The following is a 15708-nucleotide window of genomic DNA, read 5'->3' on the forward strand; positions in this document are numbered from 1 at the left end:
AGAGGCGCCCACCGACCGGGCGCGCGGAAGGACCCATCATGCTCGTGCTCGTTGTCAATTGCGGATCATCGTCGATCAAGTACCAGGTGCGCGAGGTGACCGCTGTGGACGAACCCACCAATCCGTACACCTCCTCCATGCCGGCCATCAACGAGAACGTACCGCTGGCCCGGGCGACCGAGGGTGTCGAAACCGATGAGATCATCACCAAAGGTCTGATCCAGAACATCGGCACGTCCGAGATCAAGGACCACACGCAGGCGCTGGAGATCCTGGCCGAGCGGCTCGATGAAGAGCTGGGTGGGCGCACCATTGACGCCGCCGGGCACCGCGTGGTCCACGGTGGTGAGAGGTTTTCCGCGCCGGTGCTGGTCAACAACGAGATCATCCGCGCGATCGAACGCCTGGCACCCCTGGCTCCGCTGCATAACCCCGCCTCGGCGTTGGGGTTGCGTGCCATCCAGAAGACCTGGCCGCACATGCCGCAGGTGTGCGTGTTCGATACCGCCTTCCACCGCACCATGCCCGAGAAGGCCTGGCGCTATGCGATTCCCGAGGAAATGTATGTCATGCACGGCATGCGTCGCTACGGGTTCCACGGTACGTCCCACGACTACGTGACGGGCAAGGCCTGCGATGTGCTGGGGATTCCGCGTGAGCAGTTCAACGGCATTGTGGCGCACCTGGGCAATGGCGCCTCTGTCACGGCCATCCGCAACGGTGAATCCTTCGATACCTCCATGGGTTACACGCCGCTGGCCGGCCTGATCATGGGTACGCGTTCCGGCGATCTGGACCCCTCCGTGGTCACCGCCATGCTGGACCGCAACCCCGCAATGACCGCCAAGGAACTGGACAGGATCCTCAACAAGGAGTCCGGTCTGCAGGGCATTTCCGGTGATTCCGATATGCGCGCCGTGGAGCAGCGAGCGGCCAACGGTGATGAAAAGGCCCAGCTGGCGCTGGACATGGCGGCGTACCGGTTGGCCAAGTACATCGGTGGCTATCACGTGGCCGTGGGTGGCGCTCAGGCCCTGATCTTCACAGCGGGTATTGGTGAGAACTCGCCGGAGTTCCGCACGCGGGTGTGCAATGAACTGGGTGCATTGGGTATAGCACTGGATCCCGAGTTGAATGCCTCCCCCGAGGGCGACGTGGCGCGGATCAGCACGTCGGAGTCGGCAATCGAGGTGCTGGTGATCAGCACGGATGAGGAACGAGCCATCGCCGAGGCCACGGCGGCGCTGGTGCGGGAGCGGGTGAAGAAGTAGCTCCGCCGCCCCGCCCCTGAACACTTGAGTCCGTAAAACTGCATTCTGACCGGTTAGAAGAGCAGTTTTGCGGACTCAAGTGTTGTAGGCCCTGAGAATTCCGGAGTGCGCCCTCCACAATCTCCCTGGGTGGCTGCGGACCTTCACGGGAATTCATAGTCTCCGGTTATGCCGCCACTCATTCGCATGCCTGATCTGGGGATCAAGCCCCTCGTGGGCACAAGTTCGGCATGGGGTGGAGCTTCTAGGTCATTGAACCGTGACACCCATATGCGGCGACTCACCGACAGACACTGGGTCCGCACCTCCGGGCCACTTGATGCACTTCAACGTGCAGCGTTAATGCACCACGTTCTGGACCGTCCGGGGTCAGGGCTGCGAGTCACGGGGCTGACTGCCTTACAGCTCTATGGTCTCCCCGTAGGGTTGCCCGATGCGGACCTGGATCACGTGCTCGGCCATGCGCCACCCGTACGTGTCGGGGAGTATCGGAAGATGCTGGCTACTCCTTACCTCTCCTGGTTAGGCCTCCGGCGGAAGTGTCCGGATAAGACCACGCTGGTGACCAAGTCGTATGGCCTGGGTCGGTTTCCCGGCCCGTGGGGGAGCATGTTGGCCGACCCTGTTGAGGCACTCGTAGTGGCTGCCCCTTACTTGGCCCGCCGGCGAATGACGTCATGTCTTGACGCCCTCATGACTCGTAACATCAGATCCCCCGCTGGCAAGTCATTCCCGTTGTACAGCCGAGAATTTCTGGATCGACGGATCGACAAACTGCCTCCTACCTCCCGTACCGTGCGGAACGTTCGAGCTGCCCTTAATGCCGCCGTTGAAGGCGCCTGGCCCCCACTGAGTCCCTGACTCGAAGAATTGTTGTTGCTCATGGGTTTTCGCCGCCCGCTCTGAATTTCCACGTGGTCCTGGACGGCGTCGATCGCTACCTGGATCTGGCCTGGCCGGAACACAGGATTGCTGTCGAGTACAACGGTGCCGATCACGTGGACCGTCGTCAGTACGGCGATGAGATGTTCCGCCGTCACCGTCTCGAGGACAACGGTTGGCGGGTGCGATACGTCGTGTGGGAAGACCTGATTGACACGCAACGCCGCCATCTGTTGATCGAATGGCTGCCACAGCAGCTCGGGCAGCGGGGGTAAACAATCCAGTCCGTAATAGTGCGGACCTCAAGCCCCACGATGCACTCTTGGGGACCGGAAAGTTCGGGCACCGTGAATCCCCGCGCTAATCATCACTCCAAACGCTCGATGTCGGACAACTTTTTGAGGCGAGCGAGTGCGAAGATCAACATCGCACCGAGGAACCACCAAGCCCCCGTGGACAGCGACATGTATTGCAACAGCACCACCAATAGCACGGCGGGAACGAGCCCCTGGAACATCCATACGATCCGCGCGATGGCTGACAGGTCCCCCATGGGTGTGACCACGCCAGTCATCATCTCTGCGGGCAGGGCCCCGGCGCCGCTCAGACTCAGCTTGATGAGCGGCGGAAGGAGGAAGAGGATCAGGAACGCCGCAGGGACAATGGTCGTTCCCAGGAACAACCATTCCCCCGCGACAAACGCCAAGGCCAAGCTCAATGCGCTCAAGAGCACTGGCAGGATCAGGTGCCGGACCGCCGTGCCCCAGACACCCTGCGGAAGAATTCGATCCGCGCCCACGGATTCCAGGTAGTCATTCAGCCCCTTGGCCAGCACGCCGAAGACCCCCTGCAGCACCACAACCGCCAGCGCCATCAGCAGCGGATCAGGACCAAAAACGGTCACGACGGCACCCGCGCAGAAACTCAGGAGCAGCGCACCCATGAGCCGAAAAGGCCGCCGAACAAGTGTCAGTGCATCCACGGACACCGCATTCAGCCAGGAATAAGGGCCCAGGGACAGCCGAGAACCCCGGAAGAACCGCCGCGCCGTCCCACCGGTCGAAGCGGCAACCCGCAAATCCCCCGCGACGAGCCCGGCGGTGAGCAGTTCCCGCGATCGCAGGTCCGTACGCAGCCGCGCATCGGTGACCTGATCCAGCGCGGCGGGAAGCGACCGTATCATTGCCACTGCGCAGACCAGGACTACCCCGGTGAGCGCCCACGGAAGCCAGTGATCGAGGTTCATCCCCAAGGCCAGGCCCAGCATGCCGCAGCCCAGTCCTGTGAAGGCAAGTCGCGCCCAGGTAGCCACTCCTGAACCACCTAGGACGACACCGGAGGCAAAGAGCGCGGCCGTTCCCATACCAAACCCAGCCACCAGCAGCGCATCAACCACCTCCGCCCGCAGCCCGACGGCGATCACCGCAGATATCAACCCCGCGCACGCCGCCACGCCGAGGCAAATGCGCACGGTCCGCCGCAGAACCGTCCCACGGAGCCCGAACGGCCCCTCCACGAAATAGAAAAGCTCCTGCGCGGAGAGCACCACCGGCCCATATCGGGTGGGCAGCCACGGCGCGAGCAGAATGGCCAGAGAGCCACTCAGGAAGAACGCGGTAAGAACCGTGTCGGATCCCGCCGCGTACCCCAGCTCCCGCACCCCGAATACGCCGTACCAAGCCAGTGGTCCCGCGAGGTAGAGCCAGTACACGAGGTTCTTGTTGCCGGTTTGCTTGGGTCCGAGCATGCGCTGCGCCTCGACAATACTGCTCCGATGAGCGCGCTCATCTTCAGTAAGCACTGGTCGAGAACCGCCAACCATGTCAGCCCGTGATTCCCAGCGCGACGTGGCTGTCCGCGAGCGCCTCCACGAATTGTGGGTCGTGCGTGGCCATGACGACGGCGCCACCGTTGCGTTTCTTGTCAAGCAACAGTTCCGCGACGAGTGCCCGCCGCTCGATGTCCAAGCGCTGTTCCGGTTCGTCCAGGATCATCAGTTCGGAAGGCCGGATGAACCCGATGGCCAGGGAGACGAGCTGTCGTTCACCCGAAGACAGTTCAAGCGGAAAACTGTCCTGGATCCTCGAGATCTTGAGAGCCGCCAAAATGCGCTCCGGCTCGGACGTGTCCGGCGATTCTCCCCACGAGACACACACGAATCGGAGATGTTCCAGGACGGTGAGGTCCTCGAAGTACGGGGGATCGCCCAGTACCGTGGCGATTCCGGCGCGGTGTTTGAGGGAATCGTGCACCTCGATGGTTCCCTCAGTAGCTAGGTCCCGGCCGGCCAGGATCTTGAGGAGAGTGGTCTTGCCGGAGCCGTTGGGCCCGGTGAGGACCACACCTTCACCAGTGCTGAGAGCAAAACTCACCGGTGCCAGGATTTCCCGACCATAAACAGTCTTGGATACGCCGCTGACTTCAACCAATGTTTCGCTCATAGTCCGTCCACACTAACCGGACGGGCTGCGACTACTTGCTCCGCGTCACCGGATCCTGATCTGACCAGGGGAACACAATCCACTCATCGGTGGTCTTCCACGCGTAGTCCGGTTTCACCTCCGACTGGGGTTTCTCATAGACCACGGCCGAACGGCACTGTGCTCCGTGACCGCTGAGCAGTTCCAGCACGAGGGCCAAGGTGCGCCCGGAGTCGACCACGTCGTCCACGACCAGGACCTTCCTGCCGCTGATCGACTCGGTGTCCAGCATGGGCGCCAGCAGAACCGGGTCCGGCAGGGTTTCGTGCACATCCGTGTAGAACTCCACGTTGACCGCGTCCGAGAGCTTGACGCCCATGGCGTAGGACAGGGCACCGGCGGGCAACAACCCGCCCCGGGCCACGGCAATGATGATGTCCGGGGTGAAGTCGGAGTCGACGATCATTTGGGCGAGGTCACGGCTGGCGGTGCCGAAGCTCTCCCACGTGAGTACTTCTTTGGTCTGCAGGTCCGCGGAGTCAGCGTGATAAGCCATGTCCGCAGGTTAGTCACTCCAGCTGAATTGTGCCCACTGTCCCCCGCGACGATCACCGGTCGACGGATGCGGAAGCACTACGCGCCTTCTGCGCCGTCCGTAGCTTGCATGCAATCGCGATGATCACCACCAAGCTGCCGGTCAACAGCAACTGGGTCCGGACCACGGGGTCGAAGAAGCCGAGCACAAAGATCAATGCAATGAGGCCCAGTGCCACGTACGACAGGTACGGGTAGCCCCACATGCGGAAGGAAAGCTGACGTCCTGCACGGTCCGAGCGGCGTCGGAGGATGATCTGCGAGATCAAGGACAAGGTCCACACCACCAGAACGGTGGAGCCGATGGTGTTCAGCAGGAACCCGAGCAACTGCTCGGGCCACAGATAATTGGCGCCGACCGTCAGGAATCCCACGATCACAGACGCCACCACGGCCGCGCGGGGCACGCCCTGAGCGCTCAACGTCGAGTACCGGCCCGGGGCGTAGCCACGCGAGGACAATGAGTGCAGCATGCGGGAGGCGCCGTAGAGGTTCGCGTTGAGTGCGGAGAGCAGGGCCAGCACGATCACAATGGCCATGACGGCCTGCGCACCGGGCAAACCGACCTCACTCAGCACAGCCACGAAGGGACTGGATGACAGGGTTTCGTCGTTCCACGGCAGGATGATCACCATGAGCGTCACGGCGCCGATGTAAAACACGAGCAGGCGCACCACAATGGTGCGGATCGCCTTGACCACATTCTCCTTGGGGTTCTCGGTCTCGGCGGCGGCCACGACCACCAGTTCCGTGCCACCGAAGGCAAACACCACGATCAGCAGCGCAGCGGCCACACCCGTGAATCCGTTGGGAATGAAACCACCGTGCTCCGTGAGGTTGCTCAACCCCGGCGACGGCGCGGGCAACAGCCCCAGCAGCAAGGCCACTCCCACCAGCAGGAACACGACCACGGCGCCCACCTTCAGCAGGGCGAACCAGAACTCGGATTCGCCCAGGGCCTTCACGCTGATGAGGTTCAGCGCCGTGAAGATCACCATGAACACGAGCGCCATGAGCCACTGGGGAACCACCGGCCACATCTCGTTCAGGATCTGCGCCGCAGCAGTGGCCTCGGCAGCAATCACGATCACCAGCTGAACCCACCACAACCAGCCCAGGGTTTGCCCGGCGGTGCGACCCATGGCCTGCTCGGCATATAGCGAGAAGGCGCCGCGAGCAGGTTCGGCCGCGGCCATCTCGCCCATGGCACGCATGACCAGCACGAGGATCACACACGCCACCAGGAACGAGATCAGCACACCGGGCCCGGCCACCGCGATGGCGTTACCCGAACCGACGAACAGCCCCGTGCCAATGGCCGAACCCAGCGCCATCATCACCAGGTGGCGGGTCTTCATGTGAGCGGCGTTGGATGTCCTGACGTCCAGAGACGGATTTGGAGCGGGCGAAGCGGGTGAAGCGGACATGACATCCCGATCAGATCGAGCCGCACTCTCACCTGAGGAGAGCGGCGACTTATGGCGTAGGGACATGGGGAATTCCTTTCGGGCCTGCACCGACAGGATGGGCCGGGTGCATTCCGGGAAGCCGGGCGAACCCGGCACAGGCGGTGGGAGACAACAGCGGGTCAGGCTGCGGGAAACGCGGAACGATCTTTGAGGACCTCGAGCACCCGGTCATTGGTCACGGGGTCGGCCAGCGTGATCCGCACACCGTCTCCCGCGTAAGCGCGCACCAGGACGTCGGAACGATCGAAGGCATCGACCAGGGCTTGCCGCAGCTCCTCGCCCGCTCGCAACCACACAAAATTTGCCTGACTGTCCGGGACGTCCCAGCCGGCCCGGCGCAGGGCGGTGAGAAGACGACGTCGTTCGGAGACCACCGCGGCCACGCGCTCGCGCAACTGTTCCTGGGCCTCGAGAGACGCGATGGCCGCTTGCTGGGCCGGCGTGCTCACGCCGAACGGGAGGGCCACGCGACGCAGGGCTTCCGCCAGGTTCGGGTGGGCCACCGCGTATCCCACGCGCAGTCCGGCCAGTCCGTAGGCCTTGGAAAAAGTCCGCAACACGCACACGTTGTTGTGGGCGCGGAACAGGGCCAGCGCGTCCAGGGTCTGCGCGGCGTGGAGGTAGTCGGTATAGGCCTCGTCGATCACCACGAGCACGTGCGGCGGAACCCGGTCCAGGAAACGAGCCAGTTCCCCGTGCTCCAGCGCGACCCCGGTGGGGTTGTTGGGAGAGCACACCATGACCACGCGGGTGCGGTCGGTGATGGCGTCGAGCATGGCGTCCAGGTCATGGCCTTCGCCCGCGTTCAGTGGCACGGGCACCGGGGTGGCGCCGGTCAGGCTCACCAGGATGGGGTAAGCCTCGAAGGAGCGCCACGCGAAAATGACCTGGTCCCCGGGACCGCACGTGGCGGCCAGAATTTGTTGGAGCACGCCCACGCTGCCGGGGCCCACGGACACTTCGCCGGGTTCCACGGCCAAGAAATCCGCCAGACGCTCCCGCAACTCGGTTGCGGCCATGTCCGGGTAGCGATTCATCCGGAAAGCGGTCCGCTGCACGATGTCCAGCACGGCCGGAAGGGGTTCGTAGTGACTCTCGTTGGACGCCAGCGCGGCAGTGAGATCGCCGGTGGCGCGGCGGCCGGCAACGTAGCCGGGAAGTTGCGATACGACGTCGCGCACGCGTGGTTCCTCGTCCCGGAACCCGGGGGTCTCGGGTGCCTCGGGGGTCTTTAGCTGGCTGGCGGTGGGGCTGGTGGTCATCAAGGGGCCTTTCGGATGCCAAGGGTCCGGGTTACGGACAACCATTGGGACGTCGGCTCGATATGTGAGCCATGACACGCTCACATGATGGTGAGGCCCCCTGGGCCGTGTGCGCAATACTTTAATTCTTGACTGCGTTAAATGCTCAATCCAAACTTCTCAAAGTGGCATGCTGCCCACCATGTACCGACTTGACCCCCTGGACGCCCGCATCCTCATGGCATTGGACAAGGATCCCAACGCCACGATCCTGGCCCTGGCCCACACTCTGGGCGTGGCCCGAAATACCGTGCACGCCCGGCTTCGCAGGCTCTCGGAGGGAGCAGTCATGGGCCCCGTCAGCCAACGGCTCAACCCGCGTGCGCTGGGCTACGATCTCATGGCGTTCGTGGAACTCTCCATCCGCCAGGGCACCAGCGAAGACGCCCAGAAGGCCCTGCTGAAGATCCCGGAGATCATAGAAATCTATGCGACCACCGGGGACTCGGACCTCCGCGTGCGGCTGGTGGCCAAGGGCACCTCGGATTTGCACCGGATCACCAATTTGATCCTCGAGACCCCGGGTCTGCTGCGCACCACCACGTCCATCTCACTGCTCGAGGCCATGCCCCTGCGCATGTCCAGCCTGCTGCAACGCGAAGCGGACCGAAGCTAGTTCGGCTCAGTTCGCCGAACCGCGTTGAACCCTCAAATGCAGTGCCAGTCCCGCCACCATGCATCCGGAGCGAAACGTCTCACCAATGAGCACCCACACGGCCATGCTCGCCGCGGTGTCCGCCCCACTCGCCAGCGCACCACCCACCACGACCGTCATCTGCACCGCCGCAATCACCACAAACATCCGCTCACGACCGCCGAGCACCATTACATTGCTCATGGCCGAGGTGACGGCGTTGATCACCGTGGACACCACCAAAATCACCGACGCCGCCCACGCCCCTTGATATTCGTCGCCCAGTACGGCCACGAGCCCGTCCGCACCGACCACGAACAGGAACAGGAGCAGCCCCACCGGAACCACCAGGGAGCTGGCGCTGGCCTGCATGAGTAACTTGATCAGCGCCGCGGGCTTGCGCAGGGCCACGGCAATCCGCGGGGCGAAGACAGTGGCCACGGCGGAAGTTCCCATGGCGCCGCCGGACTGGATTTTCTGCGCCACCTCGTACACACCCGCGGCGGCCAGGGATTGCCCGCCAATCACGAACATCGGCCCGCGCACGCACAGCGCAGTGAGCGCATTGCCCGCGCCCACGGTCAGCGCGGGGCGCCATGGGACGGACACCGAGGCGGCACCGTCCTGGCCGGACCCACGGGAAGCATGCCGGGGGACGTATGTTTTGCCCGGCTCGGGGACAGCCCTCGCGTGCCGCCCGGTGAACGAGACGGTCCAGGCCGACGACGCCGCGCGGCGTCGTCGTGCGCGGGCCTCTTGAACGGACGGAGAGACCGCGTACAAAACCAAAGTGACCAGCAAGAACGCCATGACCTGCGAGGCGATCAACCAGTTCGGCGCGAACACCGAGGTGAGCAGCGCGCCCACCAATCCGAGCGCGGGAAGCGCAATGGACTCCATGAACTGGCCCAGGAGCGGCCAGTTACGCGCTTGCCGCTGGGCAACGTACAACTGCATGAACGCGGACGTCACCGCGACGATGGCCAACGCCAGGAACCAGGATCCTGGGCCGCCGCCGAGCGCCAGTGCCGCGCACGCCACGGCCGCAATGCCGAAAACAACGCCCCACACGCGAACGAGCGCGCCCGAATATCGGCGTGCGAGCGCCGCCGCTTGGTCATTGTGACCCTCGGCCCACAGCGGTGATTGCGAGCGCAACCCCATGACGTCCAGGCCCAGAGGGCCGGCCATGCGTGCGACCAGGGCCACCGCCCACAGGATGCCGTTGAGACCCACCTCGGTGACCGAGAAGCGCAGGGCCACCGTGGCAACCAGCAGCATCTGCAGCACGGCCCCGCCCACCCGAATACCGAGCACCAAGATGGACTGCTTGGCAGCACTCATGGGGGCACCCGGCCGCCGGGGAGATTTCAGCTGACGAGGTGCCTCATTGGAGGTGGCGGGGGGACTCGGGGCCACGCTGCCCGGCGCCGCTCGAGTCTCGGTGGTTTCAGTCACGGTTCCATCGCGCCCTCACCACGAGCCACACGAACTTGGAATTGCCCACCAGATAGCGCTTGAACATTCGGCGCGGCTCCTGGACCAGGCGCCAGAACCATTCCATACCCAATCGCTGCACCGCTCTGGGAGCGCGGGAGGTGATGCCGGCGACCACATCGAAGGAACCGCCCACTCCCACGCAGATCCTCGCGCGGGTGCGGTCCTTGTGGGCGAAGACGAAGTCCTCCTTGAGCGGGGACGGCACCCCCACGAACACGATGTCCGGGTTGCTGCGGGCGATCTCGTCGGCCATTTGCTGATCCGTCATGTCCTCGCGGCGCCAGAAACCGTTATGAAAACCCACCACGTTGGCCCCGCGCGCCAGGAACCGCCAGCGCACCTGCCGCACCACCGTGTCGGTGGCGCCCAGCAGGTAGATCCGATAACCCTTGGCCACGCTGGCATCCACGAGACGGTCCATGAGGTCGATACCCGCCACGCGTTCGGGCAGCGGCGCACCCAGGAGTTTGGAGGCCCACACCAGGGACTGGCCATCGGCCGTGACCACTGTGGCGGTGGCGAATTTGTCGACGAGGTGCTGATCGTGGCTGGCCGCCACCAGCTTGGCCGCGTTCATGGCCAGGTGGTTGTGGTGACCGGAGTGATCCTCGATGAGTTCCTCGATGGTGCGCACCGTCTGGTCCATGGTGAGCGGGTCAACGCGGGTACCCAGCAGGCGGTTGGCCGGTTCGGTCGGAGCCGGGGTGCGCACATGAGGCACTTGACGGCTGGGGTGAGTTCGGTGGAGTGATCTCATGACTGCGCCTGCGCGGACTGCTCACCGCTGAGAAGACCGACCCACCGGCTCAGTGCGTAACTGGCGTGCGCTTGATTCCAGCGCATGTGTGGCAGGGACTTGGGACTGTTCCGGAATCCGCCGTCATCACCCTGATGCGACAACAAATGCCGGATGGTCGGTTCCGGATCGACCTCCAGGTCCCCCCTGCGAGCAAGCCCGGCCAGGAACCCCACGGTGGTGGCCACGTTATGAACGTCGTGCGAGGCATCCGCCTCGTCTGCGTTGTAGACGGGTAGCCCCTGATCATTGAGGCAGTGGGCGTACCAGTACGCGAGGCCCCGCTCGTAGGAGTCACCGATCTCGAAGCCCCGCTGCTTCAGGAAGAACAGCGAGTCCAGAACGTAAATGGTGTGGAAGCTGTCAACCCACTCGAGACCCCTGCCCTCACCGTAGGCCCAGGAGCCATCTGCGGCTTGCGCGCTCACGGTGCGGGTGACAGCCTGCTGGATCAACGACTCGTCCCCACCCAGGATCGCCAGGGACTCCGCAGCCAACAGCGAGCCGTTGTGGACCAGCCGATCGGAGGCCTCCGTGTACCGGAAAAAACCGTCCGGGTGGGCCAGGTTCTCCAGCCAGGTGGTGGTTTTCGGTGATACTTCAGCCAGCCGGTCCATTGCGGAGATCGCCCGCAGGGCGAAGACCGTGGCCACCACGTTCGGGGAGTTGGCCAGGTAGTGCGCCCATCGGGTCTGGACGTCGAACTCATAACCCCACGGTCCACTGCCCCGCATGCACAGGAGCTTGGTGACCAGTTCATGGCCACGATCCGTGTGGCCGTCACAGTGCTCTGCCATGGCGAACAGTGCCACGGCCTTGGTCATGGTGACCTTGGGGACCCGTGTCACCGAACGCAGCGAGTCACCCAGTCGCTTGTGGGCCTGAACCCACACCTGCCGCGGCAGCCGGCCCCGCAAAATTGGAGCCACCGGCGAGAGCAATCCGTCATACGGATCCGTGCCGGCGAAATCACGGGTCCGCGCAAAACGCAGTGCCGCCTCCGTCGCCAAGTGGATGTCGTCCCCCAGCGATGTGTTCAAAATTTCTTGACTGTACAAACTCATGTGTTCCCCCTTGGAAGGCCTTGGTTTGTGCCCGTCCCCCGAACTGACACACGGCTTCTATGTGGTTTTCCTACCCGGTCCTGGCTTGTCGATACACATCCTCGAGACGACGTCGGTAGTGAGCAATGTCGTATTGCTCCTCCCACCGGGACCGGGCGGCCTGGGCTATGGCCTCTCTCCGTACGGTGTCCCCCAGGAGCAGCTCCAGGGCGTTCGCCAACTCTCGCGGCGCTCCGACCGGCACAACCCACCCGGAATCACCGTCCGCGATGACGTCGGAGACAGACCCCACGTCTGTCACCACCGGGGCCAAACCCCACGCCATCCCGTCCAGGAGCGATAACGGTAGATTTTCCACGTGGCTGGGCAGCACCAAGATGCTGGCGCGGGCAAGTTCTTGCGTCAACTGGTCACCGTTCAGCCAGCCCGTGGTGGTCACGTCCGGAGTGGTTTTCAGCAGCCGGGTGATGTGGCCATCGGGATCGTTCAGATCCCCCGCCAGGACCAAGTGCGTCCGTACATGATCAGGTAATGAACCCCACGCTTGCAGCAGGTCAACGATCCCCTTGGCTCGGGTGACCTTCCCGGTGAAAAGAACGGTGGGCGTGGCTTTCGGGTTGGGTAACGCGGCGGGACCGGGAACGGCATTGGGGATGACATGCAACCTCCATGCCGCCACTCCCAGTTCCGCACTCACGAACTGCCGCCACAACTCGCCCAGCACCACCACAGCGCTCGCGGATCGGAACATGGATCGGACCAGCGCGGACATGACGCCGTTGAGATTCTTGAAGAAGTCGGCGTAACCACCGCCGTGCAAATGCAGAACGTACGGGCGCCGCCTGACGCGCAGCAGGCTCGTCAGCACGAGTTTGCGCCACGTGCTGCCCTTCGAAGCCAAGTTCACGTGATACACCGTGCCGTCCCCAACCGGCGCCCAGCAGGTCACCATGGCCCGCCCGAACGCACGGAGCCGTTGCGCAAGGGATCCCGGGGCGCCGCCGGACTCGACGAAAGCCAGGCGTGAATGGTCGGATGCGGTGCGGGCCAAATGCCCCATCATGACCCCAATACCACCCGCGGTGTCCGGGCCCGGACCCAGGACGATGACCCGGTTCATCGGTTCTTGTCCGCCCGGTGAAGGCCACGCGCGTGGCGGAAAGCCGGCTCGATCAGTAGTGACCCTGCGCCCGGCGGGCCAAGAGTATTCATCCACGGCTTCTCGCTCCCGCGGACGGGGGTGGTATCGACCGCGTGAAGTGCCGCCGCTATACCCGCCGCACCGAAAACGAGTCCGAACATCGGCGGCCCGGTGAACACCGGGGCAACGGCGGACTCGATCAACATCTGGCCCATCCACGCCACGGAAACGGTGCCGATCCATTGCATGTACGGCTGACTGGACTGCCTCATGAGTTTCCAGCCCGGATAAACAGCCAGGATGAGACCCGCAAAATAAAGCAGGAGCCCGAAAAACCCGGTCTCCGCAAGGATCGACGGCCAGAAGGTATCCGCCAGGAATCCCCCGCGCTCACCCGGACCCATGCCGTAGATCCGCGTGTATCCCAATTCTTCGTAAACGGGACTGTAGTTGGACGAAGCCACGGCCGATCCGAACCGCCCCAACCCCACACCCAGTGGGAAGGCTGCGACGGCCAAAATCGCGGAATCTATCGTCATGGTGGTTCTGGCGGTGGCGCCGATGTTGCTGAAATATTCGTTGTACGTGTTGACCACCACCTCCGTCAGCGGGGCCCATCCCAACAAGAGTGCCAGCGGCACCAGCATGACCAGAAGAATCATGAACCGGGTGCGTTTGCCGGGCAACACCAACCTGGAGCCAACGGCCACGATGGCCACCGAAGCGATCGACTTACGACGGAACGTGAGAATTCCGACCACGCCGGTGGTCAGCAACAACACGAGAGATAAGACTGAGCGTTCGACGATCCGCCGGTAGGACAGTATGGCTAGAAAAGCCATCCCCATGACGGACGCGAGGCCCAGCGGGTGATCGAAGATGCCGGTCAGGCTGGGGATGCCCAGCCGGTAACTCACTTCTTGTCGGCCCACTATCGAGTTCCAGGCCTCGGGAGCCACGGCGTTGAGCAGGGCGGAGACCAGGATAATCAGGACCCCGATGGTTCCGAAGCGCGCGATTTTGGGCAGATCGGCACGCTGCCAATCAATTTGCAGTACGCCGAGCATGAGAAGGGGCCCCTTGAGAAACAGGAAACCACTGACCGCCCACACGCTGAGCGGAACCGAATTCATGAGAGCAGAAATGATTCCGAGGGCGGCGTAACCGGCAAAGCACCAGTACGCGGCCATAAACCTCAGTGCTCCGTGAATCAGCAGTCGCCAAACGGGGAAAACCACCGCGGCAACCAGGACCGCAAGTTCATCCACATACCCGACAAGGGAACTACCGGTCATGGTTTGCAGGGTCTGTGCAATCACGGTGGCACTCAACAAGGCGGCGGCCCCCATCTTGGGCCACAGCCACAGGCCAACACAGCACAGGGCGCCCACCGCGATAGCCGCTACCGTAGCCACGGCCATCACCATGCTGACCGCCCCCGACTCAAAGCCCAGAACATGATCGTCTCCCCCAAAATTTGCTGTGTCACGCTCACGCGTGGCGACCCGTCACAGAACCGCGATTCCCCCGAATGCGGCCACCGGAATGATGAAATCTGCTCAGGGCGCCTAGACACTACAGTAACCATGGAGTGTGTTCTTTCGAAACGGAAGACCGCACTTCTGTGGTCCCACGAGTGAGTGACTATCCCTTATTGGACCGACACGCACGAAGTTCGTGGGCGAGGAAAGTGTGTTTACCATGGACCACGTCTGCGTGCCCGGGGAAGGCACGCATATTCGACGCACAACCCGCGGATCACATCCCGCGGGAGGGCTGAGGGGGGAATCGAACTCGTTATGAGTCAACAGACGATCGGACAGAGCCGGCCGTATGAGCGCGGCGAAGTCAGCACGGGCCAATTCGGTAGGGCACTCCGTAGGCTCTGGTGGATCCCACTCATCACTTTGCTGTTGGGTGCAGCTCTGGGCTGGGCAGCGTCCACGGTCATGGGCACCACGTACACATCAACGGCCTCGGGAGTAGTGGTCGCCAACGGTGGTTCCGACTCCACCGAAGCGTTGGCCGGGGAAAACCTGTCCAAGTCCAAGGCCGTGACCTTTGGCAGTATCTCCGGCACCAGTTCGACCGCATCGGCGGTCATCGATGAGCTGAACCTGGAACAGACCCCCGAGGCCTTGCTTCAGAACGTGACCACCACGGTGCCCCTGGACACGTCCGAGGTTCGCGTCTCGGCAACCGCGGAGTCACCGGAACAAGCTCAAAAACTGGCGGACGCCTGGGTAGATGTTTTGGGCACCAATGTCGGTGAACTCGGTGACAACACGGACGCGCCCGGCACCGCGGTGGAGCTCACCCCGGTGGGCCAAGCTTCGCTCCCCCAGGACCCGTCGTCCACTGACCCCGTGGTGCTGATCGCAGCGGGTGCTTTGATCGGCCTGCTTCTCGGTGTCTTCACCGTTATCGCGCAGGCGCAATACCGCCGCTACTGAGACCTGGTTATCGACTCACAAGGTCATGGGGTCCGATCCACCTACGAACCCCATGACCTTATGCGGGGAAACGGTAACTCCGATGTCGAACGCCCCTAGGTGTACTCAGTCAGTAGGTTGGTTGCACCTGCTGATGGGTGGGTTGCCTCCGAGGCTGCCGTGTGGCCGGTGGTTGTTGTAAAA

Annotated in this window: 14 protein-coding genes; 4 read left to right on the plus strand and 10 right to left on the minus strand. The window is 63.5% G+C overall.

All coding sequences use genetic code 11. The features are described 5' to 3' along the window. Window positions 1-38: 38 nt before the first annotated feature. Both ABEA06_RS13375 and ABEA06_RS13380 read left to right on the plus strand, forming a co-directional pair. Window positions 39-1271 (plus strand): acetate/propionate family kinase, encoded by a 1233-nt coding sequence (locus ABEA06_RS13375; RefSeq protein ID WP_345311812.1) that lies wholly within the window; start codon window positions 39-41, stop codon window positions 1269-1271. A 914-nt stretch (window positions 1272-2185) separates the two neighbouring features. Next, window positions 2186-2428 carry a hypothetical protein gene (locus ABEA06_RS13380; RefSeq protein WP_315276002.1) on the plus strand — a complete coding sequence of 81 codons (243 nt, stop codon included), beginning with the start codon at window positions 2186-2188 and terminating at the stop codon, window positions 2426-2428. A gap of 92 nt (window positions 2429-2520) precedes the next feature. Here the strand turns inward: ABEA06_RS13380 and ABEA06_RS13385 are convergent, their stop codons facing one another. The 5 genes from ABEA06_RS13385 to hisC all read right to left on the minus strand — a co-directional run bounded on the left by ABEA06_RS13385 (window position 2521) and on the right by hisC (window position 7898). After that, window positions 2521-3900, minus strand: coding sequence for a hypothetical protein (locus ABEA06_RS13385; RefSeq protein WP_345311813.1), 1380 nt, complete (start codon window positions 3898-3900; stop codon window positions 2521-2523). A 76-nt stretch (window positions 3901-3976) separates the two neighbouring features. Beyond that, on the minus strand, window positions 3977-4594 hold the full coding sequence (locus ABEA06_RS13390; protein WP_345311814.1) for an ABC transporter ATP-binding protein: 618 nt from the start codon (window positions 4592-4594) through the stop codon (window positions 3977-3979). 31 nt (window positions 4595-4625) lie between these two features. Beyond that, window positions 4626-5129: a phosphoribosyltransferase gene (locus ABEA06_RS13395; protein ID WP_315275996.1), complete on the minus strand. Its 504-nt coding sequence runs from the start codon at window positions 5127-5129 to the stop codon at window positions 4626-4628. A gap of 52 nt (window positions 5130-5181) precedes the next feature. Then, window positions 5182-6525: an amino acid permease gene (locus ABEA06_RS13400; protein WP_315276044.1), complete on the minus strand. Its 1344-nt coding sequence runs from the start codon at window positions 6523-6525 to the stop codon at window positions 5182-5184. 230 nt (window positions 6526-6755) lie between these two features. Further along, window positions 6756-7898: a histidinol-phosphate transaminase gene (gene hisC, locus ABEA06_RS13405; RefSeq protein ID WP_303382423.1), complete on the minus strand. Its 1143-nt coding sequence runs from the start codon at window positions 7896-7898 to the stop codon at window positions 6756-6758. Window positions 7899-8079: 181 nt separating this feature from the next. Here hisC and ABEA06_RS13410 point away from each other — a divergent pair, with 181 nt between their 5' ends. Next, window positions 8080-8553, plus strand: coding sequence for an Lrp/AsnC family transcriptional regulator (locus ABEA06_RS13410; protein ID WP_303382422.1), 474 nt, complete (start codon window positions 8080-8082; stop codon window positions 8551-8553). A gap of 6 nt (window positions 8554-8559) precedes the next feature. Here ABEA06_RS13410 and ABEA06_RS13415 read toward each other — a convergent pair whose 3' ends face one another. The 5 genes from ABEA06_RS13415 to ABEA06_RS13435 all read right to left on the minus strand — a co-directional run bounded on the left by ABEA06_RS13415 (window position 8560) and on the right by ABEA06_RS13435 (window position 14487). After that, window positions 8560-9915: a lipopolysaccharide biosynthesis protein gene (locus tag ABEA06_RS13415; RefSeq protein ID WP_303382421.1), complete on the minus strand. Its 1356-nt coding sequence runs from the start codon at window positions 9913-9915 to the stop codon at window positions 8560-8562. 106 nt (window positions 9916-10021) lie between these two features. Beyond that, window positions 10022-10783 carry a WecB/TagA/CpsF family glycosyltransferase gene (locus tag ABEA06_RS13420; protein ID WP_303382420.1) on the minus strand — a complete coding sequence of 254 codons (762 nt, stop codon included), beginning with the start codon at window positions 10781-10783 and terminating at the stop codon, window positions 10022-10024. 41 nt (window positions 10784-10824) lie between these two features. Continuing rightward, complete coding sequence (locus tag ABEA06_RS13425; RefSeq protein ID WP_345311815.1) at window positions 10825-11931, minus strand: prenyltransferase/squalene oxidase repeat-containing protein; 1107 nt, start codon at window positions 11929-11931, stop codon at window positions 10825-10827. A gap of 70 nt (window positions 11932-12001) precedes the next feature. Then, window positions 12002-13051, minus strand: coding sequence for a glycosyltransferase family 4 protein (locus ABEA06_RS13430; RefSeq protein ID WP_345311816.1), 1050 nt, complete (start codon window positions 13049-13051; stop codon window positions 12002-12004). Continuing rightward, window positions 13048-14487 carry a hypothetical protein gene (locus ABEA06_RS13435; RefSeq protein WP_345311817.1) on the minus strand — a complete coding sequence of 480 codons (1440 nt, stop codon included), beginning with the start codon at window positions 14485-14487 and terminating at the stop codon, window positions 13048-13050. Before ABEA06_RS13435 ends, ABEA06_RS13430 begins: the two co-directional genes overlap by 4 nt. Window positions 14488-14871: 384 nt before the next feature. Here ABEA06_RS13435 and ABEA06_RS13440 point away from each other — a divergent pair, with 384 nt between their 5' ends. Further along, complete coding sequence (locus tag ABEA06_RS13440; RefSeq protein WP_345311818.1) at window positions 14872-15525, plus strand: YveK family protein; 654 nt, start codon at window positions 14872-14874, stop codon at window positions 15523-15525. The last annotated feature ends 183 nt before the right edge of the window (window positions 15526-15708 follow it).

It is taken from the genome of Kocuria gwangalliensis (genome assembly GCF_039544365.1).
Lineage (GTDB): Bacteria > Actinomycetota > Actinomycetes > Actinomycetales > Micrococcaceae > Kocuria > Kocuria gwangalliensis.

What these genes read in the sequence shown, in the direction of transcription:
- ABEA06_RS13410 (WP_303382422.1), top strand. Translation starts at nt 8,080, where the DNA reads ATGTACCGACTTGACCCCCTGGACGCCCGCATCCTCATGGCATTGGAC.
- ABEA06_RS13415 (WP_303382421.1), bottom strand. Translation starts at nt 9,915, where the DNA reads ATGAGTGCTGCCAAGCAGTCCATCTTGGTGCTCGGTATTCGGGTGGGC.
- hisC (WP_303382423.1), bottom strand. Translation starts at nt 7,898, where the DNA reads ATGACCACCAGCCCCACCGCCAGCCAGCTAAAGACCCCCGAGGCACCC.
- ABEA06_RS13385 (WP_345311813.1), bottom strand. Translation starts at nt 3,900, where the DNA reads ATGCTCGGACCCAAGCAAACCGGCAACAAGAACCTCGTGTACTGGCTC.
- ABEA06_RS13430 (WP_345311816.1), bottom strand. Translation starts at nt 13,051, where the DNA reads ATGAACCGGGTCATCGTCCTGGGTCCGGGCCCGGACACCGCGGGTGGT.
- ABEA06_RS13400 (WP_315276044.1), bottom strand. Translation starts at nt 6,525, where the DNA reads ATGAAGACCCGCCACCTGGTGATGATGGCGCTGGGTTCGGCCATTGGC.
- ABEA06_RS13390 (WP_345311814.1), bottom strand. Translation starts at nt 4,594, where the DNA reads ATGAGCGAAACATTGGTTGAAGTCAGCGGCGTATCCAAGACTGTTTAT.
- ABEA06_RS13425 (WP_345311815.1), bottom strand. Translation starts at nt 11,931, where the DNA reads ATGAGTTTGTACAGTCAAGAAATTTTGAACACATCGCTGGGGGACGAC.
- ABEA06_RS13375 (WP_345311812.1), top strand. Translation starts at nt 39, where the DNA reads ATGCTCGTGCTCGTTGTCAATTGCGGATCATCGTCGATCAAGTACCAG.
- ABEA06_RS13395 (WP_315275996.1), bottom strand. Translation starts at nt 5,129, where the DNA reads ATGGCTTATCACGCTGACTCCGCGGACCTGCAGACCAAAGAAGTACTC.
- ABEA06_RS13440 (WP_345311818.1), top strand. Translation starts at nt 14,872, where the DNA reads ATGAGTCAACAGACGATCGGACAGAGCCGGCCGTATGAGCGCGGCGAA.